Origin of the sequence: Ideonella sp. (assembly GCF_036277275.1) — a bacterium.
Classification (GTDB): Bacteria; Pseudomonadota; Gammaproteobacteria; order Burkholderiales; family Burkholderiaceae_C; genus Ideonella.
Window position 1 is genome coordinate 58,992 of sequence record NZ_DASUNH010000009.1, and the last position, 22,654, is coordinate 81,645.

At 67.9% G+C, this 22,654-nt stretch carries 16 protein-coding genes; 10 read left to right on the plus strand and 6 right to left on the minus strand.

The window, feature by feature from the left end; all coding sequences use genetic code 11:
* The first annotated feature begins 34 nt into the window (after nt 1-34).
* On the plus strand, nt 35-5,794 hold the full coding sequence (locus VFY73_RS02155; protein WP_329716260.1) for an RHS repeat-associated core domain-containing protein: 5,760 nt from the start codon (nt 35-37) through the stop codon (nt 5,792-5,794).
* Complete coding sequence (locus VFY73_RS02160; protein ID WP_329716261.1) at nt 5,794-6,042, plus strand: hypothetical protein; 249 nt, start codon at nt 5,794-5,796, stop codon at nt 6,040-6,042. Before VFY73_RS02155 ends, VFY73_RS02160 begins: the two co-directional genes overlap by 1 nt.
* A 39-nt stretch (nt 6,043-6,081) precedes the next feature.
* On the opposite strand, the gene VFY73_RS02165 is transcribed toward VFY73_RS02160, so the two are convergent.
* Complete coding sequence (locus VFY73_RS02165) at nt 6,082-6,981, minus strand: AraC family transcriptional regulator (RefSeq protein WP_329716262.1); 900 nt, start codon at nt 6,979-6,981, stop codon at nt 6,082-6,084.
* A gap of 420 nt (nt 6,982-7,401) precedes the next feature.
* Between VFY73_RS02165 and VFY73_RS02170 the strand changes: the two genes are divergently transcribed.
* Both VFY73_RS02170 and VFY73_RS02175 read left to right on the plus strand, forming a co-directional pair.
* Nucleotides 7,402-8,631 carry a GH12 family glycosyl hydrolase domain-containing protein gene (locus VFY73_RS02170; protein WP_329716263.1) on the plus strand — a complete coding sequence of 410 codons (1,230 nt, stop codon included), beginning with the start codon at nt 7,402-7,404 and terminating at the stop codon, nt 8,629-8,631.
* A gap of 225 nt (nt 8,632-8,856) precedes the next feature.
* Entirely contained in the window at nt 8,857-10,080 is a 1,224-nt protein-coding gene (locus VFY73_RS02175) for an RICIN domain-containing protein (protein ID WP_329716264.1), read from the plus strand.
* Between the two features lie 84 nt (nt 10,081-10,164).
* Here the strand turns inward: VFY73_RS02175 and VFY73_RS02180 are convergent, their stop codons facing one another.
* Nucleotides 10,165-10,515 (minus strand): hypothetical protein, encoded by a 351-nt coding sequence (locus VFY73_RS02180; protein WP_329716265.1) that lies wholly within the window; start codon nt 10,513-10,515, stop codon nt 10,165-10,167.
* Nucleotides 10,516-10,585: 70 nt separating this feature from the next.
* Here VFY73_RS02180 and VFY73_RS02185 point away from each other — a divergent pair, with 70 nt between their 5' ends.
* On the plus strand, nt 10,586-11,089 hold the full coding sequence (locus tag VFY73_RS02185; protein ID WP_329716336.1) for a hypothetical protein: 504 nt from the start codon (nt 10,586-10,588) through the stop codon (nt 11,087-11,089).
* On the opposite strand, the gene VFY73_RS02190 is transcribed toward VFY73_RS02185, so the two are convergent.
* The 3 genes from VFY73_RS02190 to VFY73_RS02200 form a co-directional block, all read right to left on the minus strand.
* On the minus strand, nt 11,086-11,700 hold the full coding sequence (locus VFY73_RS02190) for a GNAT family N-acetyltransferase (protein ID WP_329716266.1): 615 nt from the start codon (nt 11,698-11,700) through the stop codon (nt 11,086-11,088). The two genes, VFY73_RS02185 and VFY73_RS02190, sit on opposite strands and share 4 nt — an antisense overlap.
* A gap of 73 nt (nt 11,701-11,773) precedes the next feature.
* On the minus strand, nt 11,774-14,140 hold the full coding sequence (locus VFY73_RS02195; protein ID WP_329716267.1) for an ABC transporter permease: 2,367 nt from the start codon (nt 14,138-14,140) through the stop codon (nt 11,774-11,776).
* On the minus strand, nt 14,133-14,861 hold the full coding sequence (locus tag VFY73_RS02200) for an ABC transporter ATP-binding protein (protein ID WP_329716268.1): 729 nt from the start codon (nt 14,859-14,861) through the stop codon (nt 14,133-14,135). The genes VFY73_RS02195 and VFY73_RS02200 overlap by 8 nt, the downstream gene beginning before the upstream one ends.
* A gap of 160 nt (nt 14,862-15,021) precedes the next feature.
* Between VFY73_RS02200 and VFY73_RS02205 the strand changes: the two genes are divergently transcribed.
* The 4 genes from VFY73_RS02205 (at nt 15,022) to VFY73_RS02220 (ending at nt 19,131) form a co-directional block, all read left to right on the plus strand.
* Nucleotides 15,022-15,606 carry a hypothetical protein gene (locus tag VFY73_RS02205; protein WP_329716269.1) on the plus strand — a complete coding sequence of 195 codons (585 nt, stop codon included), beginning with the start codon at nt 15,022-15,024 and terminating at the stop codon, nt 15,604-15,606.
* A gap of 155 nt (nt 15,607-15,761) precedes the next feature.
* Nucleotides 15,762-16,799 carry a sensor histidine kinase gene (locus tag VFY73_RS02210; protein ID WP_329716270.1) on the plus strand — a complete coding sequence of 346 codons (1,038 nt, stop codon included), beginning with the start codon at nt 15,762-15,764 and terminating at the stop codon, nt 16,797-16,799.
* On the plus strand, nt 16,792-17,538 hold the full coding sequence (locus tag VFY73_RS02215) for a LytTR family DNA-binding domain-containing protein (protein WP_329716271.1): 747 nt from the start codon (nt 16,792-16,794) through the stop codon (nt 17,536-17,538). Before VFY73_RS02210 ends, VFY73_RS02215 begins: the two co-directional genes overlap by 8 nt.
* Before the next feature lie 168 nt (nt 17,539-17,706).
* Nucleotides 17,707-19,131, plus strand: coding sequence for an ABC transporter substrate-binding protein (locus VFY73_RS02220; protein ID WP_329716272.1), 1,425 nt, complete (start codon nt 17,707-17,709; stop codon nt 19,129-19,131).
* Here VFY73_RS02220 and VFY73_RS02225 read toward each other — a convergent pair.
* The gene (locus tag VFY73_RS02225) at nt 19,088-19,561 is read right to left on the minus strand and encodes an Lrp/AsnC family transcriptional regulator (protein ID WP_329716273.1); all 474 of its coding nucleotides are present in this window, start codon (nt 19,559-19,561) and stop codon (nt 19,088-19,090) included. The genes VFY73_RS02220 and VFY73_RS02225 overlap by 44 nt on opposite strands.
* Nucleotides 19,562-19,775: 214 nt before the next feature.
* Between VFY73_RS02225 and VFY73_RS02230 the strand changes: the two genes are divergently transcribed.
* Nucleotides 19,776-22,466 (plus strand): bifunctional diguanylate cyclase/phosphodiesterase, encoded by a 2,691-nt coding sequence (locus VFY73_RS02230; protein ID WP_329716337.1) that lies wholly within the window; start codon nt 19,776-19,778, stop codon nt 22,464-22,466.
* Nucleotides 22,467-22,654 lie beyond the last annotated feature (188 nt).

Consider the following 22,654-nt stretch of genomic DNA (forward strand, 5'->3'; position numbering starts at 1 on the left):
CTGGCAACGCAGGCAGCGGCCGGGAGGAAAGATGATGAGCAAGGCTATGGGCCTCAAATCGTCGCGGGAGGGAGGTTTCTCGCGTACATGGCGCAAGGTGCTGCTGGCAGCGACCTGGGTGGGTATCGGCACCTGCCCGATCCTGTTCGCGAGTGACCTGGGGGCAGCGGAGCCGTCCGCGTCGCCTGTCTCGGTCTTCTCACAACTGTTCCCGCGGCCGGCGACCATGCAGGGGCAGAGCGCCACCTTGCTGGGAGATGGCCGCTGGCTGCTGCTGGGCGGCCTCGAGCCTACCCACAGCCCGGCACCGGCCATGTGGCTGGATCCCAAGACATCGCGCACCACCGCGCTCGCGGGCGCGCTGCTGCACCCGCGCCGTGGTCACACGGCCAACGTGATGCCCGACGGCAGCGTGCTGATCCTCGGCGGCCTGACCGAGGCAGGTTCGGTGGCGCCGCCGGAGCGCTTCGATCCCGCGACCGGCCGCTTCACCGAAGCGGGCGCGCTGGGGCTCCTGCCGCGTTCGCAGCACGCGGCCACGCTGCTGGCCGATGGCCGACTGCTCATCACGGGCGGCCTTTCGGAACGCGGTGATCCGCTGTCGGACGCCGAGCTCTTCAACACCTTCAGCGGGCAGGTGGAGCGGTTCAACGGACGCACCGAGACGGCACGTTTCGGTCACCTCGCGAGCCTGATGCCCAGTGATGCCGTCGTGCTGCTGGGCGGCTACGACAGCGCGAGACGGCCGGTGCCGGATGCCGAGATCTTCGAAGTGCCCCAGCAGCGCTTCGTCCGGATCGCCTCGCAGGCCGCCATCGAGCAGGCCCGGCGGCTGACCGATCGCAGCGCACCAGCCATCCTGGGCACCCTGCCGGCAGCCGACAGCCGCGACGTGCCCGTCGACCAGGTGATCTCGGTGCGCCTTTCCAAGCGCATGCTGGTGTCATCGCTGAATGGCGACACGGTGACACTGATCGGCGGCTCGGGCCAGGTGCGTTGCAAGGTGGTGGCTGCGGAAGCCGGCCTGGTGCTGTTCGTCACGCCGACGCAGCAGCTGATGCCTGCCAGCACCTACACGATGTTCATCAAGGGCGCGACCGACGAGTTCGGCCAGTCCGTGCCATTCACGGCGTTCGGCTTCACCACCCGTTCGCTCGGCAGCGAGCCGCCATCGTCCGGCGCGACGGGCACCGTCCCGCCGACGGCGCCCCCTGCAGCCGGCGGCGTCGGCGCGTCGAAGCCGCTGTCTGCGCCGACCGCGTTGCCGCCTCCGGGCGGGGCGCAGAAGTCGGCCGCGGACGACGAAGACTGGCAGATCAAGCCCCAGCGCCGCAAGGGCATGTGGTACTACGAGACGCCGTTCTCCGGAACGATGCGCGCGTACTACGAGCACCGTGACGCCCAACGCAAGGCGTTGCACGCGACGGGGCTGAAGGCTGCGTCCGGCGTCACTGCGCTGTCGGGCATCGTGCGGCGCGTGAACGGCAAGCCGCTGGCCAACGTCACGCTCTCCATCGCAGGTGTGAGCGGCACATCGGACCACCTCGGCCGGTTCCTGCTGAGCAGCGTGGCCGCCGGCCCGCAGACGCTCGTGATCGAGGGGAGTTCGGCCAACCGGCCCGGCGTCTTCTATGGCTCCTACCTGCGCCAGGTGCAGGTCGAGGCGGGCCAGACGACGATGCTCGACGAGCCCGTGTACCTCACCAAGCTGGACCCGCGAGGCACGGTGCGCCTGCCGTCGCCCACGGTCGGCGAGATGGTGGTGACCAACCCGTCGATGCCGGGCCTCGAAGTGCGCATTCCGGCGGGTACGGTGATCCGGGACCGCGCCGGTCGCATCCTGACCCAGATCAACCTGAGCCCGGTGCCGGTGGACCGTGCGGCCTTCCCGATGCCGCAGGATGCCGACTTTCCGGTGTACTTCACGCTGCAGCCGTCTGGCGCCTACATCCAGTCGATGAATGGCGGGGCGCCCCAGCCGATTCGCGTGGTCTACCCCAACTACAGCGATGCCCAGCCGGGTCGCCCCATGGGCTTCTGGGCCTACGACCCGGTGGTCAAGGGCTGGCATCTGTACGGTGAGGGGCAGGTCAGCGCCGACGGCTCGCAGATCGAGTCGAAAAAGGGCTTCGGCGTTTACCAGTTCACCGCGCATTCTTATGGCCTCTTTGGTGGGCCGGGCGGTGACCCGGGCGGTTGCGGCAGCTGCTGCGGAGGCTCCTGCTGCGGCGGTTCCGCCGGCGGCGGGGGCGGTGGGGGTGGTGGTGGCGGAGGCGGTGGAGCCGGTGGAGCCGGAGGGGGCACCGGCGCGGGGGCAGGAAACGGCCCGGGCGACGGCTCGTGCGGGGATCCCGTCCTGCTGGCGCGCGGCACCTTTCAGCACACGCACACCGATCTGTACGTGTCGGACGTGATGCCCATCGCCCTCGAGCGGACCTTCATGGACAAGGACAAGGACGCGCGGGCCTTCGGCATCGGGATGATGCACCGCTACGACCTGAACCTCCATGCCCTGGAAGGCAACGGCCTGGGCGACAAGTACCACAACACCAGCAAGGTCGCGGTCATCCAGCCCAACGGCGTCCAGCTGGTGTTCGATCGCGTGCTGGGCAACGGGCAGGGCAACACCGAGGCCACCTGGGAGCACACGGCCTCTGCGGGCCCGTTCTACAAGGCGACGATCCGATCGACCCATCCCACCTTCGAGCTGACGCTGCGCGACGGCACGGTCTATGTCTTCCACGGCTACGGCGTCAACAAGCTGCAGCTGATCCGCGACCGGTTCGGCAACACGGTCGAGCTGGCGCGCTCACCGGCGCTCTCCGGTGACGTCACCAAGATCATGTCGCCCAACGGCCGCTACATCGAGCTGGAGTACACCAACGGCCGGATCAGCAAGGCCCGCGACAACATCGGCCGCGAAGTGGTCTACACCTACAAGACCACCTCGCCCAACGTGGGGCGGTTGGAAACCGTCACGCTGGCGGACAACGCCGTCTGGAAGTACGCCTACACGGCCGATGGCCGCGTCGAGTCGCTGACCAATCCGCGTGACGACCGGATGGTGTTCAACGAGTACGACGCCAACGCGAGGGTCAGGAAGCAGACCTACGCCGACGGCACCACGATCGAGATCGCCTACGTGACCAACGCCGAGGGCAAGGTCACCAGTGCGGACGTGACCGACAGGCGCAGGTTCGTCAGGCGCGTCGCCTTCGACGCGAACCAGCAGGTCGTCGAGAACATCTATCCGCTGGGCACGCCCGAAGAGCAGAAGACCACCTTCGAGCGTGATCCGAAGAGCGGCCGCATCCTCCTCAAGACCGACGCGCTGCAGCGAAAGACGAAGTACGGCTACGACGAGCTGGGCAACGTGACGAGCGTGACGCGCCTGTTCGGCACGCCGGACGCGGTCACCGAGAGCGCCACCTACGGCGCCTTCAGCACCCTGACGTCCTACACCGACGCACTCAAGCGCACGGTCTTCTACAAGCGTGACGCGCTGGGCAACCTCCTCGAGGTGAAAGACGCGAACAGGCTCAAGTCGACCTTCGTGCCGGATGCCGCCGGTCGCGTCAAAAGCATCAAGGACGCGTTGGGGCACGGCATCACGCTGGGCTACAACGGCCCCGACCTCGTTTCGGTGACCGATCCGTTCCAAAAGACCATCACGGTCGGCCATGATGCGATCGGGCGATTGACCGTCCGCCGTGACGCACTCGCCAACCAGTTCGAGTTCGACCATGACGGAATGGATCGCGTCCTCAGCACGACCGACGCCCTGGGCGCTACGGCCCGCGCGACCTACGATGCCGCGGGCAACATCGAGAACGTCTACGACCAGGAAGACAACCAGACCTCCTTCACCTACGACAAGCTGAACATGACGAGCAGCCTCACGGACGGCCTGCGCGTCACGTCCTCGTCGGTCTTTGGCGCTGGAGGAAAGCTCGAACGGGTCACCAACCGCCGGGGCCGGGTGACCGGGTTGCGGTACGACGGTCTGAACCGTGCGCGGTTCGTCGGATACGGTGCCACGACGGCGGCCCCGACGACCTATCGGAACGGCGTCCGCTACACCTGGGACAGCGGCGACAGGGTCACGAAGATCGAGAGCGGCCGGTGCGCCGGCGTCGATTGCGAGACCTTCACCGTCGAGTCGGTCATCGACCGCGTCTTCGACGATCTCGACCGTCTTCGCCAGGAGACTTCCGCGCAAGGGCAGGTCAACTACACCTACTACGCCACCGGGCTTCGCGAAACGATGACGGTCGCCGGCCAGCCGACCATCACGTACTTCTATGACCCGGCGAACCGGCTGACCAGCGTGCAACAGGCGGCAGGGGCTTCGAACGGCAACGTCGCACAAACCGTGGGCATCACCTACGACGATGGCAATCGCCGCGACGTCGTCACCTTGGCGAACGGGGTGACCGTCAAGTACGGCTACGACAACGCCAACCAGCTCATCAGCATCGTCTATCGCAAATCGAACGGCGACCTCATCGGTGACCTGAGCTACACGTACGATGCGATCGGCCAGCGCGAATCGGCAGGCGGCTCGCTGGCGTCGTTGAAGCTGCCGGTCGATGTGGCATCGGCGACCCACAACGAGAACAACCAGTTGACGAACTGGCAGTCCGGCGGTGCCACCACGCTCGTCTATGACGCGGACGGCAATCTTTCCAACGACGGCACCCACTGGTTCATCCGGAATGACCGCGATCAGCTGACCGAGATCCGGCTCGGCAGCCCGTCGGGAAGCGTCGTCGCCAGCTACCAGTACGACGCCCTCGGCCGTCGCGTCGCGCGCACGGCCGGCGGCGACACCATCGGCTATCTGCACGACGGTTGGAACGTGGCCCAGGAGCTCAACGGCCCGATCGCCAATGCCGGCAAGACCAACTATCGCGCCAACGTCCTCAACGGGCTGGCCCTCGATGAACGCTTTGGCCGTTGGGTGGCCCCTCACAGCGGCAATGCCAACGGGCCCAATAATCCGTCCAATCCCAGCACGACGGCACCGCTTTTGAGTCACTTCCTGACCGATGACCTGGCCAGCACCGTGATGATCTTGCGGAACGACCAGAGCACGCAGGCGCGCTATCACTATGAGGCCTACGGCAACACACTCCAGGTCACGCCGCAAGGGCAGCCCGTGAGCGACAACCCGTACCAGTTCACCGGGCGGGAGAACGAGGCGGCCTCGTTGACCGGTAACCTGGGCGGTCAGCCACTGGGCGGGCTGTACCACTACCGGCAGCGCTTCTACTCCCCGAAGTACTCCCGCTTCATCACCGAAGACCCCATCGGATTCGACGGGGGGATGAATGCCTACGCCTACGTTGGCGGGAACCCCGTCAGCTACGCCGATCCCACGGGCGAATTTGGCATCGTGGGGGCCATTGGCGGCGCCGTCATCAACGCCGGCTTCCAGTTCGGACTGAACTACCTTGCCGGTGGCGGCAGCGCCTTGGATGCGGCGCGCTGCATGGATTTCCGCAAAGTCATCACGTCGGCCGCCGTTGGCTTCGTCGGTCCCACCCTCGGAGGTAACAAGATCGTTCCCGCCATTGGGCGATTCTTCGGGAAGAAGTTTGGCGTCGAATACGGCATGGGCCCCATCGCGGCGACCATGGGCGTTGGATTGGCGCTTAACACCTTGACGGGCTTGAGCGAGGGGCCGCCTCTGCACTTCTACGGCGCAAATGAGTGCGAGTGCGAGAAGATTCGGCAGAACATCAAGAACAAAATGGGCAACGTCGGCCACGTTGTCTCCGGCATGTTCATGTGATGCGAGTCTGGCTGATCCTGGCCGCCTTCATTCTGCTTCAGGGCGTTGTTCTCTTCGCGGCGGTCGGATGCTTCCTGCGGCAGCACCGGCTGGCCTACTACTTGTCGCTGTATGCCCTGCCCGCGGTGCTCGCGCTGGTCGTTTGGTTCGGGGGAGGCGAGGATTGGCTGGTCGCGATGGTGATCCAGACCGCGTTTTCGGCGGTGTACAACCTCTATATTTCCAGCAGCAAGATTGCTGATCAGTGAGGCGAGAGCGATGACACCGTGCTCTGCGCTCGCCCCACGTCACAACCCCCCGGCCGCCATCAACGGCAGGCATAGCTCGCAGTCCTGCGCGTGGGCGCCCGGGTCGGGCAGCGCTGGCGGGTAGCGTTCGAAGGCGGCGCCAGGCGCCAATTGGTGGGGCGACTGCGGCAGCCACTGTTGCAAGAGCCAGACCCAGGCAGCTGCGCTGCACTCCGGTGGGCCGGCGTAGGCCAGCACTGCATGCAGTCCACCGGGAATCGTCTTGATCGGCGTGCGCGGTGGCGGCTCGAAGTCGACCGGCAGCGCGACGCAGACGTCATAGCGGCATTTGTCGGCCGGGGTCACGCCTGGGTCGTCCAGGCCCATGCCGTAGCGCGTCAGCCCACTCAGGCGGTGTCGCTGCATCCAGTCGGCCAGTTGTTGCCACTGGGCAGCGCTCGCTTCGCCGTAAGCACCGACGCGCCGGGTGTAGGCCACGCGGACTTCGGGCAGACGCTGGACACACGCCGCCCATGATCGCGTTGCAGTCGCTGCAGTCGCTGTTGGCTGCGGGGAGGGGCGGGCAGCTGCTGTTGCGGCCGGCGCAGCCGCCTCGCCGGGCAGGCGCCAGCGCGCGGGGGCCAGGCCGAAGTAAAGCCGGAACGCGCGGGTGAAGCCGTCCGGTGTGTCGAAGCCGCAACGCAGCGCGACGTCGGCGATGCTGTGGTCGCCGTAGCGCAGCAGCGCGGCACCGGCCTCCAGCCGCCGCCGACGGACATAGGCCATCGGCGCTTCGCCGTACCAGTCCTGGAAGACACGCAGGAAGTGAAAGCGCGAAAAATGCGCCTGCGCAGCCAGCGTCTCCAGGCTCAGGTCGCCATCGAGCTGGGCATCGATGTAGTCGAGCACATGGTTGAGGCGGTAACCGTACTGCTCATTGGATATTGGGGGGCGGCCCATACCGACGTGTTGTACCGCACGCCGATGGCCTCCAGGTCAAAGCCAGAGCCACAAGCGGCGCAACCACCTCGGCGTGGTGTCGGGCTTCGGGTGGTAGGTCTGGCGCAGGCTGGGTTGCATGGCGGGCTCCTGGTTTGCGAACGACACTGTATGGGCATACAGTTTTTTCCGCAAGGCCTCGCACCGTGCCGTCCTGTTCACGCCCGGGGTGCAAGCTGAAGTGCGAGGGGGTCGGGCTATCGACGGTCTTGTTTGTTTGCACAGGCCGTTCTTGTCAATCCCGGCCGGAATTTGTCGCAATGCCGGCGGGGTGCCGCACCGGGCTCGACGCCTAAGCTGCCCCGCCAGCCTGGGCCTGCGCCCGGTGCCGGGCAGCGCTGCAAGGCGCGACCACAACACCACCCTAGAGGAGATACCGAGATGACGAAACAAGCCGGGTTCAAGCTCGCCTTCCTGGCGCTGCTTGTCGGCCAGGGGCCGGCCTTTGCCGTGCAGACCTGCGAGAAATTTGGTTCGGTGCCCGCGGTGAACGGCACCTTCATCGTTCAGAACAACTTCTACTTCCCGGCACCCGGCGGCACGCAATGCATCGACGTCGATGTCGGCACCGGCGCCTTCACCGTGACCGGCAACAACTCCGTGCCGACGAACGGCCCGCCGGGTGGTTATCCGTCGATCTACAAGGGCTGCCATTGGGGCGGTTGCTCGAAGGACAGCGGCATGCCGCAGAAGCTCAGCGACATTTCGTCGGTGCCGAGCAAGTTCAGCGTCACGCCGGCCGGCCCCGGCCAGTGGAACATCTCGTACGACGTCTGGTTCGCGCAGACCCCGACGGTCCCGGACCAGCCGGACGGCACCGAGGTGATGATCTGGATCAACCGTTCGGGCGTGGTCTCGCCGGCCGGCCAGCGCACGGGCGACGTCACCATCAACGGGATGGATTTCGAGGTCTGGACGGCGCCGAAAGGCAGTGCCGGCTTCAACGACAAGTGGCACATCGTGTCCTACGTGGCGAAGAGCCCTCGCAATGCGGTCGATTTCGATCTACTGCCCTTCTTCAGGGACTCGCACAACCGGGGCCTGCTGGAAGACCATTGGTACCTGATCGATGTGGAGGCAGGCACCGAACCCTGGCAGAACGGCTACCCCGTCACGGTCAACCAGTTCGACGTCACCGTGAAGACCGGGAGCACGCCGCCGGACAAGATCGATCCGAAGAAGTGGTACAAGGTCGTGAACTCGAACAGCGGCAAGTGCGTCGACGATGCCGACTTCGGCATCAAGAACGGCGCCAAGGTCCAGCAGTGGGACTGCAATGACTCGACGCCGCAGAAGAACCAGCTCTGGAAGTTCAAGCCGACCGGCGGGGGCTACTACAAGGTCCTCGTCCAGCAGCTCAAGACGCTGGCCTGGAGCACCACCAACCAGGGCACCGGCAACGGCACCCCGGTCCAGCTGTGGACCTATGGCGACGCCAATCACCAGCAATGGAAGGCCGAGAGCCTGGGCAACGGTGCCTGGAGGTTCGTGGGCCGCGGCAGCGGCAAGTGCCTGGACGTGCCGGCCGCCTCGAAGGAAAACGGCGTGCAGCTGCAGATCTACGACTGCAACGGCACGGCGGCACAGTCTTTCAAGCTGATCGAGCCCTGAGCTGAGCGACGACACGCCCCGCAGTTCGCGTGGCGTGTCGTTGCGCTCGCTCGACCTTGTCTTTTCTTGAGGGGCGGCGCGGGTTTCCGGACGTTCGTTGGGGCAGGGGCCGGGAGGCCGAGAGGAGCGAAAAGCCGACGGGGCGGTCGCGGCCATGGGCGGCCGCCCCGGGCGGTGCTCGGAAACAGGCGCAGCCACCACACGCCACCTACAGGAGATACCGAGATGATGAACACAGTCCGGCTCAAGCTCGCCTCGCTGGCGATGCTGATGGGCTACGGTCCCGCCTTCGCGCAGACCACCTGCGATCAGTTCGGCTCATTGCCCGCACTGAACGGCACCTACATCGTCCAGAACAATTTCTACAACCCCGGCTCCGGCGGCACGCAATGCATCCACGTCGATGCCGGCTCCGGGGCCTTCACCGTCACCGGCAACAACTCGGTGCCGACCAACGGCGCACCCGGCGGCTACCCGTCGATCTACAAGGGCTGCCACTGGGGCGGTTGCACCAAGGACAGCGGCTTGCCGTTGGCGCTGAACACGGTCACCAGTGCGCCGACCCGCTGGAGCGTGACGCCGCCCGGGCCGGGGCAGTGGAACATCTCGTACGACGTCTGGTTCGCGCAATCGCCGAACCCGCCAGGCCAGCCCGACGGCACCGAGATCATGATCTGGATCAACAAGTCGGGCTCGGTCACGCCGGCCGGCCGGAAGACCGGCAACGTGACGATCAACGGCATCAACTGGGACGTCTGGACGGCGCCGAAGGGAAGCGCTGGCTTCAACGATGTCTGGCACATCGTCTCGTACGTGGCCACCAGCCCGCGCAACGATGTCGACTTCGACCTGAAGCCGTTCTTCGACGATTCGAGGGGCCGCGGCCTGCTGTCCGACGCGTGGTACCTGATCGACGTCGAAGCCGGCTTCGAAGCCTGGCAGAACGGATACGGCGGCCGCAGCAACCACTTCGCCGTCGATTTCAACAAGGGCACGCCGCCGCCGGTGATCGACCCGAACCGCTGGTACAACGTGGTCAACGTGAACAGCGGCAGCTGCGTCGACGATGCCGAGTTCAGCACTCAGAACGGCGCGAAGGTGCAGCAGTGGGCCTGCAACGCCGGCGGCCAGGCGAACCAGCTCTGGCAATTCAAGCCGACGAGCGACGGTTACTACAAGGTGCTCGTGCAGCACGCGGCAACGCTGGCCTGGGACGTGGCGAATTGGGGCACCAGCAACGGCTCGCCGGTCCAGCTGTGGACTTACGGCGGCGGCGACAACCAGCAATGGAAGCCGGTGGGTGTCGGTGGCGGCGCCTACAAGTTCGTCGGCCGAGGCAGCGGCAAGTGCCTGGACGTGCCGGCAGCGTCGAAAGACAACGGCGTGCGGCTGCAGATCTATGACTGCAACGGCACGGCGGCGCAGTCGTTCAAACTGATCGAGCGCTGAGCGGCTCGACGGCACGCCACGGTTGTGCCATGGCGTGCCGGCCCTCGTCTGGCCGTCCGTCGGCCTCTGCAGGCCGACCCGGCGCTACTCGCGCGGTGTGTCGTTGTCTTCGCGCGGAATGTCGTCTTCGCTATCGACGGGGCCCGGTTCGTCGCTCGACGGCGGGGTGTACGACGACCTGTGCGGCGTGTAGGTTTCGGACGACCGTTGAGCCGAGTCGGCAGGCAACGTCGCAGCCCGCGAAGCCCGGTAAAACGCGGCGTCGGCGGTGCTGCCACCGGCTTCGTCGCGCGGGATGTCGTCTTCGCTCTCCACCGGGCCGGGCTCTTCGTCCGCCCCCGATGGCTGAACAGCTTGGGGAAGACCGTGTTGGTGTGGCGTGCCGGGGTTCGGCGCAGTCGGCTCGGGGGCGCGGTTGGTGGACGCTGTGTTCATGGCTCGCTTTCGGCTGTGGGCGCTTCGCAGCAAGTGCCGTACCCGGCACCGCTACCATGCCGCCATGACGATGGATACCACCCACTCCCAAGATTCCGGCGAAGGCCCGCCGCCCGAGACCATCCACGAGGCACGCCTGTGGCGCGACAACGGCTGGACCGCCAAGGTCATCAAGAACGAAGACGACGACGGCTGGGCGGTCCAGATGATCAAGGACGGCGAAGCCGAGCCTGCCCTGGTCGGCCCGTGGACCATGGGGCGCGACAAGAAGAACCCGAAGCCGCTGGACACCGCCGCTTTCAACACGCTGGTGAAGACCGCGTCGGAAGTGATCCGCCGCCATGAGCAGCAGTTGCACGCGATGCTGCACAAGAGCGTCAGCGTCGATGTCGGCGACGAGCGCATCACCGTGACGCTGGACATCGTGCCCGACGAGTTCGAGCCCTACGCCGTGCTGGCCGCCCAGGACGCGCTGGGGACGGAGATCGCGCAGGTGCGTGTGTCGGCCGGCTTCAAGCTCAACGCCGCCAGCGCCGCCGCCTGGGTCGAGAATGACTACCGCCGGCCGGGTTAGATCCCCGATGCCGGCCTGAGCGGCATCTGCATGCGGCGCGCCGCCACGTGGCCGCTGTAGTAGCCCGGGACGAGCTGGGTCTCGATGAAGCCGAGGCGGCGGTAGAAGGCCAGCGCCGCCGGGTTGTCGGCCCGCAGTTCGAGCGCGATGGTGATGATGCCGGCCACGCGCGCCGACTCGAGCAGCCACTCGGTCAGGCAGCGGCCGATGCCGCGCCGCTGCTGGGATGGCTGCACGCACAGCAACAGCAGATGCGCTTTCTCGTCGCCAAAGTGCATGGCGGCAAACCCGTGCAGCCGCGGCCCGTCGCAGGCGACCACCGCTGTCGTTTCGGTGTCGCGGATCAGCGTGGCCATGCGCGCGGGCGTGTAGCGCCAGCCAAGCCCGAACTCGATCAGGTCGCGCGACATCTCGGCCATCGCCCGGGCTTCATCCAGCCGGGCGGGGCGCAACACGACAGCACGGGGCTCGTTCACAGGCAGGGCCGTTTCAATCGTCGGGGGCAGGGCGGGGCGGCGTTTCGCGGCAAGGCGGCCTCGACACCAGGTTGTCGGCCTCGAAGAAGCCTGGGTGGCAGGGCTCGGCGAGTCAGGGATCTTGTCGCGGATCACGACATGGTCCACCGGAACGGTGCGTTTGTCGATCACCGCGCGTCCCCACAATGCGATGTCCCGGTGATGGGGGTCAACCCTCGTACGCCAACGACGCAGCCACTGGCACCCGCGCCGCGCGCCAGGCGGGCCAGGCGCAGGCGAGCAGCGACACGGGCACCATCACCAGCAGCCAGCGCAGCGCGGCGGCGGCGTCCGGCCACCAGGGCGTCGGCAGCGGGAACATCACGCGCCCGAACGCATCGGCCAGCAATACGCTCATCGGCACCGACAGCGGCAGGGCCGCCAGCCACGCCAGGCCGGTGATGATCAGGCCTTCGGTCTGCACCAGCAGCATCGTCGTGCTGTTGCGCGCGCCGATGGCGCGCATGACGCCCAGTTCGCGCCGGCGTTCGAGCACCGCCATCCCCATCGTCGACGCGAGGCTGATCGCACCGACGGCGATCATCAGCCACGACATCGCGCCGAGGAACTCGACCACCATCAGCAGGTGGTCCTCGTAGGCACGCCGGTTTTCAGCGACGCGCTGGCTGCTGGTGACGGGCATGCCGGCTTCGGCCAGTGCGCCGCGCAGCCGGGCGATCGCGTCGAGTTGGGCCGCGTCGCTGGGGTTGCCTTCGAGCGCGACGACGATAGTGCCGGCCAGCGTGTCGCCGGCCAGCGCTTCGAGCCGCGCGCGGCGTGTGTAGGCCACCGGTTGCGGGCCAGCGTCGACGACGCCGACGATGGTCCAGAACCGGCTCTCGCCGTCGATGCGCAGCATGACCTGGTCGCCGAGCCGCAGTTGCGGCTGCTGGCGCAGCAAGCCGCGGCTCAGCACCGCCGCGTTGGTGTCGTCCCCTGCCTGGAGCCAGCGGCCTTCGACCAACCGGGGCTGCAGTGCTGTGGAGTTGTCCGGCACGCCGATCAGGGCAAAGTCGTCGCCGTTGTCGGCCAGCGTCGCCCGGCGGCTACGCCAGGCTTCGGCGTGCGACACGCCTTCCACCGCGCGGGCCGTGGTTTCCAGCGCCACGGCGGGGCGCGCGTCGACCAGCCGCAGGGAGAGGTCGAAGTGTTGGGCTTCGAACAGCAGGTCGACCGAGTCTTGCACCGCGCCACGCAGGTTGGCCGCCCCCAGGTACACCGCGCCGCCGGCGGCCAGGGCCAGCAAGGTCAACAGCATGCGCTGGCGGCGCCGGAAGGCGTTGCCCAGGGCCAGCAGCAGGATCCGCGGCAACCCGCCGACGGCCACGCGGCGTGGGCTGGCCAGGGCGCGGCCGGAGGCGATGATGCCGATGTCGCGCAAGGCCTCGCCGACCGGTACCCGACACGTGCGCCACACCGGCAATGCCGCGGCGGCCACCGGCAAGGCCAATGCGACCGCCAGCTCCAACGCCAGCACCCACCCCGGCACGCCGTGGCCATCGAGCGGGAAGTTCAGCATCTCGGCACGGAACTCGGCATAGCGCCGGCCGAGGAACACCGCCGCCGGCAGCGCGGGCAAGGCGGCCAGCAGCCCCAGCATGCCACTTTGTGCCAGGTAAAGGCGTGCAATCGGCCAGGGGCCGGCCCCCAGGGTCTTCATCAAGCCGATCTCACGGGCCTGGCCGGCCAGCGTGGACTGGATCAGGTTGACGACCAGCAGCGCGCAGACCAGCAGCGCCAGCAGCCCGAAAGCGCCCTGCGTCATCAGCGCCGAGTTCATCTGCGCCGCATGCACGTGCTCGCCCGGCACCGGCACCTCGACGCTGGCGACATGCAGGCCGTGCCGCTCCAGCATTGCCGCGGCCTCGGCCGCGATGCGGCGCACCGTGGCGCGGTCGGCCACGCCGTCGCGAACGCGAAGCTGCATCTGGTCGAATCCGGCCGGTGCGCCCAGGCGCTGCAAAGTGGCGGGCGGCGCGTAGCCGTAGACCAGATGGTCCATCCAGCCTGGGGCCTGGCTCACGTCGCGCACGACACCGCTCAACGCCAGGCGCTGGGCTTCGGCAGCGCGTGGTCGCAGCGTGACGGCATCGCCGACCGTCGCGCCGGAAAAATCCAGCGAGGACCGTTCGATCACCCACTCGCCGTCGCGCGGCGGCCAAGGGCCTTCGGGCCGCAGCAAGCCGATGCCCGGTGCGTTGAAGTCGTCGAAGGCGAAAAAGATGGCGTCGTGCGATGCGCCTTGGGCTTGTGCGCTCAGCACCAGGCTGCGGCGCAAGCGAACCGCGCCGATGGCCGGGTGGGCACGGGCGGCGTCCGCCGCGGCCGCATCGATCGTGCCTTCGACCGTGATCGTGGCCGACACGGGCAGGCTGGCGATGAAGCCCTGCTCGGTCGCGCGTTCGACCAGGGCCCAGGCGTTCAGCACCGTGCAGGCGCCCGTCAGCCCCAGGGCCATGGCCAATGCGACGAGCAGCGAGCGTGCGCTGTGCCGGCCCAGATCGCGCAGGGCCTTGCGCCAGCGGGGGCTAAGCATCGGCCAGCGCCTGGCTCGACGTGGTGTGTTCGTCGGCAACGACACGGCCATCGAGCAGCGTGATGCGGCGCGTGGCCTGCTGCAGCGCTGCGCGCTCATGCGTCACCATCACCACCGTCAGGCCCTCATCACGCACCAGCGTGGCGAAGATGTCGAGCAGCGCCGCGGCGTTGCGCGAATCGAGGTTGCCGGTTGGTTCGTCGGCCAGCAAGACCGCGGGTGCATTGGCCAGCGCTCGGGCCACGGCCACGCGCTGCTGCTGCCCGCCTGACAGTGCGGCGGGGAACTTGTCGGCCTGGTCGGCCACGCCCAGCCGGCCCAGCAGCTTCAGTGCGCGGTCGCGTCGCTCAGCGGCGGGCCACTGCTGGCAGAAGTCCATCGGCAGCATCACGTTCTCGGCCACCGTCAGCCCCGGCAACAGCTGGAAGAACTGGAACACGACGCCGACGGCGCGGCCACGCCATGCCGACAGCTGCGCCTCGCTCATGCGGTGCAACGCTTGCCCGCCGACCCACACTTCGCCGGCGCTCGCCCTGTCGATGCCGGCCAGCAGGTGCAGCAGCGTCGACTTGCCGCTGCCCGACGCGCCGACCACGGCGACGAATTCGCCCTTCCTGATCTCGAGCGACAGCCCATGCAGTGCGGTGAAGGGCTCGCCCAGGCCGGGGTAGACCTTGCGGGCCTGGTGCAGGCGAATCGCGGCGGTGCCGTTGTCGTTCAAGCGTGTCTCCATCCGAAGGGGTGCGAAGACTGTAGGTGGTGGGCCACGGTGGGGACGTGCCATTCACCGGCCCCACTCGCCCGTTCGGCGAAAGCAGGCCCTGCAGGCGGCAGAGCGTCGGCATGCTGGCGCCATGTCGACCCCACTCCCACTCCATCCGATGAAAACCTTCGCCGTTGCCGCCGCGCTGGTGCTGCCTGTGCTCGCTTCCACCTTGCCAGCGCACGCCCAGTCGGGCGGGGCGACGCCGGCACGCGAAGCGGCGCAGTTCGACTTCCTCATCGGGCAGTGGGAGGTGGCGCTGCAACCCAAGATCGGCAGCCTGGCGAAGCTGATCCATGGCCAGCCGACGTTGACCGGCAGCTGGAAGGCCTGGCGCGCGTTCGAGGGCATGGGCGTCGACGACGAACTGCGTGTGGTCGACGGCTCCGGCAACCCGGTGACGCTGGCGCACGCCCAACGCATCTACGACGCCAAGGCGCAGCGCTGGCTGATCAGCAGCCTGGACGTCTACCGGGTGCGCTTTTCCAGCGCCACCGCCCAATGGCAGGCCGGCGAGATGCGCGTCGACGGCAGTGGCACCAGCGCCGACGGCAAGCCGATGTTGACGCGCACCCGCTTCCACGACATCACGGCAGACGGCTTCAAGATGCGCCAAGACCGTTCGACCGACAACGGCGCGAGCTGGGAGGAGGGCGCACTGGTCATCGTGGCCAAGCGCGTGGCCGCCAAGGCGCCGCGTTGAGCCCGAGCCCGGCCACGCGACAATCGGCGCTTCGTTGTCACCAGTGGAGTGAACCAGTGTCCTGTCACGCAAATGACCGTCATTGCGACGGGCCGCAATGGGGATAGATCTGGTCGGATCCCAATGGCGGTTCTTTGCGGGATAGGACACCACGGATGCCCCGCGCCTGGGTCTGGACGCAACTGATCATCGGCTGGTTGCCGATGTGGGCGCTGTTCACGGTGCTGATGATGTCTGCGCACCAGGCGCCGTTCGACGACGCTGCGCCGTATGCGTTGCGCCTGATGGCGATTGCCGCAGTGCTGGGGATGGGGGTGCACCGGTTGACGGCACGGCTGCCCTGGCCGCACCCGTTCAGGCTGCGCTTCATTGCTGTCCACCTGCTGGGTGGCGTGGTCTATTCGTGCAGCTGGTTCGGGCTCAACGCGGTGGTCGAAAGCCTGCAGCGTGGCCGGATCGCGATCCCGGTCGGACCCGGCATCGGCCCCTACCTGGTCACCGGCATCTGGCTCTACGGCATGGTCGGGGCCGTGGCCTATGCAAGCCGCGAAGCCGAGCGATCGGCCGAGCTCAAGGCCCTGGCGGCGAGCAGCCAACTGGCCGCGCTGCGCTCGCAGCTGCACCCGCACTTCCTGTTCAACGCGCTGCACACGGTCGTACAGCTGATCCCGTTGGACCCGCGCGGTGCGGTGCGCGCGGCCGAGTTGTTGGCCGGCGTGCTGCGCAATGTGATCAGCGAGCACAGCGAATGGGTGACGCTGCGGGACGAGTGGAATTTCGTGCAGCGCTATTTGGAGATCGAGGCCATCCGCTTCGGCGAGCGGCTGGTGGTGCGCAGCGAGATCGACACGGCGACGCTGGACGCGCAACTGCCGTCGTTCGCGCTACAGACTTTGGCCGAGAACGCCGTACGCCATGGCGCGGCGCCGGCGATCGAGCCGACCACGCTGCGCATCCGTGCGCGGTTGGAGGCGGCCAGCCTGCTGATCGATGTCGACGACAACGGCGTCGGCGCCGACCTGGCACTCGTGGAGCACGGCGGCACGGGGCTGCGCCGCTTGCGCGAACGGCTGGCGTGGCTGTATGGCGGCAGCGCCAGCCTGGTGCTGCGCGGGGCGCCGGGGCAAGGTTTTGGCGCGACCTTGCGGCTGCCGCTGCGCCGCGCGTTGCCCGAGGCAAGCGACGATGAATGAGGCCGACCGCATCTCGGCGCTGATCGTCGACGACGAGCCGATCGCCCGCGCCGGCCTGCGCCATCTGCTGGCCGATGCGCCGTGGATCCAATGCATCGGCGAGGCCGCCAACGGCCCGGCCGCATTGGCGGCGATCGACAGCCAGCGGCCCGACCTGGTGTTTCTCGACATCCAGCTGCCTGGCCTGCTTGGCACCGATGTGATGGCGCGGCTGCAGCACCGCCCGGTGGTGGTGTTCACGACCGCTTTCGCCGAGCACGCGGTGACCGCGTTCGAACTCGGCGCACTCGACTACCTGCTCAAGCCCTTCGGCGCCGAACGCCTGACTGCCGCGCTGGAGCGTGTGCGCGCGGCGCTGGGTGAGCCTGCGCCCCCGGCGCTCGAGCGCTTCGGCGAGGCGATGAGCCCGGGCCCGATCAGCCGCCTGTTCGTGCGCAACGGCCGCGTGATCGTGCCGGTGGCCGTGGCCGGCGTGACGCGCTTCGAGGCGATCGGCGATTACGTGGCGGTGCACGCCGCCAGCGGCATGCAGCTGCTGCACCTGTCGCTGAACAAGCTCGAAACACGGCTCGACCCGCTGCGCTTCGTTCGCATCCACCGCTCGCACATCGTCAACCTCGACCAGGTCAAGGCCTTCAGGCGACAGGATGCCAGCACGCTGGTGGCCGTGATGGCGGATGGAGCGATCCTGCCGGTGAGCCGGTCGAAGGCGCAGGTGTTGCGGCATCTGGCCGTCTGATGTCGGCCCCGCGGTCGGTGTCAATGGAAACGATGCGAACCAGCGCCGATTCGGTCGTCAAGCCGGGCAGGGGCCAGCGCCGCCAGGCGGCGTTTCGGTGGGCCGATTCGCCGCTGGGCGACATGACACAAGACCGACACTGTCGGCGTCGTCACTCACCGAACCACCATGCCTCTGACCCTGGCCCTGCTGGCCGAGCACCTGCGGCTAGACCCGACGGACACCGCTGTGTGCGCCTTTCCCATCGTTGCGCCGCTGTACCAGCCGCTGCTTCACGTCGACCGCCGGGGCGATCCACCGTTGCCCGACCTGGCCGAGCGCTGGGCGTTGTCGGCCGATGGCACCGAATACAGCTTCTGGCTGCGCGAGGCAGTCTTCCACGACGGCACACCGGTGCGTGCGCACGACATGGCCTGGAGCCTTTCACGGCACCTATGGCCGACGTCGAAATCGCTGTTCGCGCCCGTGCTGCGCGGCCTGCTGCGCCGCGGCGGGACCGTGCACGACGGCGATATCGCGGAGTCGTTCGAGGTCGACGAGGAGCAGCGCTGCCTGCGCGTTCTCCTGGCGGCCCCCTATGTGCCGCTGCCTGAGCTGCTGGCGCATCCGATGTTGGGTGCGGTACACGAGGCAAAGGATGGCCGCCTGGTTGGCTCCGGGCCGCTCGCATCGCGGCAGGATGGTGCGGCAATGCGCTTCGTCACGCATGCCGGCTACTGTGGGCCGCGCTCGGCGCCGAGTGAGCTGACAGTGGCGAGTTTCAGCAGCCCGCAAGACCTGGCGGCGGCACTGGCGGGACACGAAGTCGACGTCGTGTCGGTCGAGCGCCGGCATCAACCGCTGTTCGCCGGCCGCTTCGACACGACGCCGCTGAAAGATCGCTGGGTCGGTGCATTGATGGTCAACGCCGCCGGCACCCTGCACAGCACCGAGCTGCGGCGCGACTTCGGCCAGATGGCGCAAGGCCTGGCCAGTGGCCTGTTCGGGTCGGCGTTCGAACCATTCTTGTTGCCCGAAGACCTGGCGACGCCGGCCTACCGAGCGCGGTCGCGACCCTTTCTGGCAGCGGCCGAATTCGCCCGACGCTGGCGCGACGAACTGGCTGACCGGCCACTGCGCATCGTCCATTGCCCGGGCCGCGGCCCGCTGAGCGAGATCCTCACCGCACTGGCCGACGCGCTCGCGGGCGAGGGCCTGCCGCACCAGATCATCGAGGTGGCCGAGCCGGCGGCGGTCTATACGCTGGTGGCCCAGGGCGCGTTCGACGTCGTGGCGCGCGGCTGGGCGCAGGACTTCGACGACGCCGACGAGTTTTTCGGCATCTACGACAAGCAGGCTCCGGGGGCGCTGGCCAACCTGCACGTGCAACGCTTCAGTGCGCAGGTGGCTGCGGCGCGGCACCTGCCGTTGGGCAGCGCGCGTTCCGCCGCCTATGTTGCGGCGCTGATCGAACTGGAGGCGCAATGGCTGTGCGTCCCGGTCTGCCACGACCACCAGCGACTGTTCCATCGCCCGGGGTTGCGGCTGCGTCCGCACAGCCAGCAGGTGTTCAGCCCGGTGGCCGAGCCAGCGGCAGCCGCAAGCCCCGCTTGACCGAATCCATCACCACCGTCGAACGGAAGCGGGCGATGTTGTCGTTCGGGAAGAACACCCGGCGCGTGAAGCGTTCGTAGTCGGCCATGCTGGCCGACACGACGACCAGCACGAAATCGTATTCGCCTGCCACGTAGAAGCATTGCTGGATCTCGGCATGGGCGTTGGCCTCGCGCCTGAACGCGTCGACAGCGGCGGTCAGCCCCTGCTTGAAGGCCAGCTCGACGATGACGGTGACCTGCGCCGCCATCACCGCTGGCGCGAGCACCGCCACTTCGGCCTCGATGGCCCCGATGTGCTTCAAATGACGGATGCGGCGTTGCACCGCGGTGGCCGAAAGACCGAGTACCTGGCCCAGGCTTTCGGCGGCCACGCGGCAGTCGCGCTGCAGTGCATCGAGGATCGCGAGGTCGAAGCGGTCCAGGTCCATCGGGGAGGGGCAGCAGGGGGCTGCGGGTCGAAACGCTGCATTCTCGCCAAGGGGCGGGCCCCGAGCGTGAAGTGTTGCCGTGTCCGATTGCTACAGCGTCGGGGGGAGCCGTCGATAACCGGTCGTGGACACCCAACGCCTTGCGTCACTCATGCCCGTCTGGTTTGTCGCGCCCCGCCAGTCGGCGCGCGCGGCACGACGGCTCTTGGCTGCAGTGGTCAGTTGGGGGGCGCTGGGCTTGGCCCACGCCGGCCCCATCGGCGACAAGGTGTTCGCCATCGAGGCCGAACACGGTGGCAACCCGCCCGAGGTGATCAACCGGCTGCGTTCGCTCGAAGCGCAGGCGCGCGCCAGCCAGGGCGATGACCTGCGCATCTTCCTGGCCGCCTGGGGCTATGCCCATGCGGTGACCGACAAGCCTGCGGTAGCCGACGCGGCGATCGAAGAGTTGACCGACATCGGCGAGCGCAGCGGCGACGCCGCCACGCTCGCCTCGGCCTATGCCTTGAAGGCGACTGCACTGCAGGTGGCCGGCCAGGTGCGGGCCGCTTTCGGCTGGATCGAGAGCGCAGTGCCGCTGGCCAAGGCTTCCCCGAGCGCAGACCTGCGCTACTGGGTCTACATGACTGCGGGTGACCTGGCTCAGTCCAACGGTCAGGTAGACGAGGGCATTCGGCTGCTCGATGCGGCGGCGGAAGCCGCGCGGGAAGGCCACAATCCGCGTCGGGAAGGTCAGGCGCTGCTGGCGCTGGTGCCATTGCGCATCGTCAGGGGCGAGATGACGCGTGCGATGCGACTGTCCACCCGCGTGCGGGAGCTGGGGACGCAAAGCAACGACCACTCGCTGGTCGCCGCCGGCTGGGTGATGGAATCGCTGACCGCCGAGGCGCTCGGTGACCCGGTGCGCAGTGCACGGGCCCGTCGTGCAGCCGAGGCTGTGCCCCGCCCGGCTGTGGCGGCCAGCCAATCCGTCAATTCACAGGCCGGGGGCGAAACCTGGCTGACCACCGAGCTCGATGCGCTCCGGGCCCTGGCAGGGTTGCACCTGAGCGTCGGCAATTTCGGTGCTGCGCGTGATCTGGCGCAACGGGCGCACGACCAGGCACTGGCACGGCGTGACGACTACTCGCTCGGCCACGCGCTGATCAACCTGGGCCTGGCCGATCTCGGCGTTGGCCGCGTCCAGTCCGGCATGAAGGCAGCGGGCGCCGGCTTGGCGATGCTGGAAAGCCGCCAGCGCGACGCCGAGTTGTTGGTGCAGTTGAACCGTTATGTTGCCGCATTGGAGCGCCATGGCGAAACCAGCGAGAGCTGGTCGCGGCTGCGCGAATCGCTGCTGCTGGAGACGGAGTTGTCGCGCCGCGATCGTGTCAGCACGGTGATCGCGCTGCAGCGCGAGTCGAGCTTCCAGCAACGGCAGCGCCAGATGGAGCAGCTGCAGCACGACAACGCGCTGCAGGCGGCCGAAATCTCCCGCCGAGCCATCGAGCGCACGCTGAGTCTGCTTCTGGCTGCGGCCATGGGCGCCGGTGGCATCATCGCCTGGCGCTTGTACCTGCGGGCCCGCGAGTCGAACCGCCGCTTGGCCGAGAACAACCAGTCGCTCGAGTACGCCAGCACCCACGACGCGGTGACTGGCCTGTTCAACCGCCGCGCCATGGAGGCCCACACCGAAGCGCTGGTCAACGACCGCTATTGCTGCGTCAGCCTGTCGGTCAAGCAGTTTGGCCTGATCGTTGGCAGCGTCGGTCACCAACTGGGTGATTTGCTGCTGTGCCAGATCGCGACCCGCTTGAACCAGATCGTCTCGCAGCACGGCGGCCGCTTGTACCGGGTCGACGGCGTGACCTTCGGTGCGATCGTGAAGATGGACGGCGGTGATCTGTGCCTGCAAAAGCTGCTCGAAGCACTGGCGGCCACGATGGACGCTCCGTTCGAAATCGGCAACCAGGACCTGATCGTTGCGATTGGGCTGGGCGCTGCGCATTACCCGAAGGACGCGAGCACCGTGCACGAGGTGGCGCGCCTGGCCGAGCTGGCCAAGCTGCAGACGCATGCCGAGCCCGGCAACACCCATGTGGTCTACGACGCGCGCATCGGCGAGAGCCAGCGCGACAAGCTGCACATGGAAGCGCGCATGCTCAAGGCCATCGAGCATGGCGATTTCGAGCTGTTCTACCAAGGGCTGCGCGATGCGCGCGCCGAACGATTCTGCGGCTTCGAGGCGTTGTTGCGCTGGCGCGATGGCGGCAAGATGGTGTCGCCCGCCCAGTTCATCCCCTTGGCTGAAGAGTCGGGGCTGATCGTTCGCATCGGGGCGTGGGTGCTGCGCCAGGCCTGCACCCAGGCCAAGGCCTGGGCCGACGCAGGGCTGGGCGCGCCGAAGGTGGCCGTCAACATCTCGCCGCGGCAGTTCAACCACCCGGATTTTCTGGACACGGTGCGCGAGACGCTGCGAGAAACCGGCGTGAACCCGGCGCAGATCGAGCTCGAGATCACCGAAGGCAGCGTGATGAACGATGCCGAGGCCAGCATCACCCAGCTCCACGCGCTGCGTGAATTGGGGCTGCAACTGGCCATCGACGACTTCGGCACCGGCTATGCGAGCCTGTCTTACCTGCGCCGCTTCCCGCTGAACCGCCTCAAGATCGACCGTTCGTTCGTCAGCCAGCTCGGTGGCGGCGAGCGCAGCGACGCCATCGTGCGCAGCGTGATCGGGCTGGCCCACAGCCTGGGCCTGTCGGTGACCGCCGAGGGGGTCGAAACACTCGAGCAGCAAGCGTTGTTGCAAGGCTGGTCGTGCGACGTGATCCAGGGCTTCCTGCACTCCAAGCCCGGCCCGGCCGCCGGGGCGACCGAGTTGTTGCAGGCCCAGCTCGACGTGCCGGCAGTGGTCGAGGCGTAGGGCTGCCGTTCAGGCCCTGATCCAGCTTCGGGCACCAGCCGGTGCCTCGGCCGGCGGGCGTCGGGTCGAGGACGTTCCACGTGGGGGATCCGGCGCGCCGCGGGATCCTGGCCCGGGCAGGGGGGCTGCCGAGCTCAGCGCTCCAGAAGCGAATGGACCCGGCCGTTGCGCTTGAGCCGCACCTCCAG

Coding starts and splice junctions, on each gene's coding strand:
- VFY73_RS02160 (WP_329716261.1), top strand. CDS start 5,794: ATGCGAGTCTGGCTGATCCTGGCCGCCTTCATTCTGCTTCAGGGCGTT.
- VFY73_RS02185 (WP_329716336.1), top strand. CDS start 10,586: ATGGATACCACCCACTCCCAAGATTCCGGCGAAGGCCCGCCGCCCGAG.
- VFY73_RS02195 (WP_329716267.1), bottom strand. CDS start 14,140: ATGCTTAGCCCCCGCTGGCGCAAGGCCCTGCGCGATCTGGGCCGGCAC.
- VFY73_RS02215 (WP_329716271.1), top strand. CDS start 16,792: ATGAATGAGGCCGACCGCATCTCGGCGCTGATCGTCGACGACGAGCCG.
- VFY73_RS02220 (WP_329716272.1), top strand. CDS start 17,707: ATGCCTCTGACCCTGGCCCTGCTGGCCGAGCACCTGCGGCTAGACCCG.
- VFY73_RS02180 (WP_329716265.1), bottom strand. CDS start 10,515: ATGAACACAGCGTCCACCAACCGCGCCCCCGAGCCGACTGCGCCGAAC.
- VFY73_RS02165 (WP_329716262.1), bottom strand. CDS start 6,981: ATGGGCCGCCCCCCAATATCCAATGAGCAGTACGGTTACCGCCTCAAC.
- VFY73_RS02205 (WP_329716269.1), top strand. CDS start 15,022: ATGAAAACCTTCGCCGTTGCCGCCGCGCTGGTGCTGCCTGTGCTCGCT.
- VFY73_RS02225 (WP_329716273.1), bottom strand. CDS start 19,561: ATGGACCTGGACCGCTTCGACCTCGCGATCCTCGATGCACTGCAGCGC.
- VFY73_RS02210 (WP_329716270.1), top strand. CDS start 15,762: ATGCCCCGCGCCTGGGTCTGGACGCAACTGATCATCGGCTGGTTGCCG.
- VFY73_RS02155 (WP_329716260.1), top strand. CDS start 35: ATGAGCAAGGCTATGGGCCTCAAATCGTCGCGGGAGGGAGGTTTCTCG.
- VFY73_RS02175 (WP_329716264.1), top strand. CDS start 8,857: ATGATGAACACAGTCCGGCTCAAGCTCGCCTCGCTGGCGATGCTGATG.
- VFY73_RS02170 (WP_329716263.1), top strand. CDS start 7,402: ATGACGAAACAAGCCGGGTTCAAGCTCGCCTTCCTGGCGCTGCTTGTC.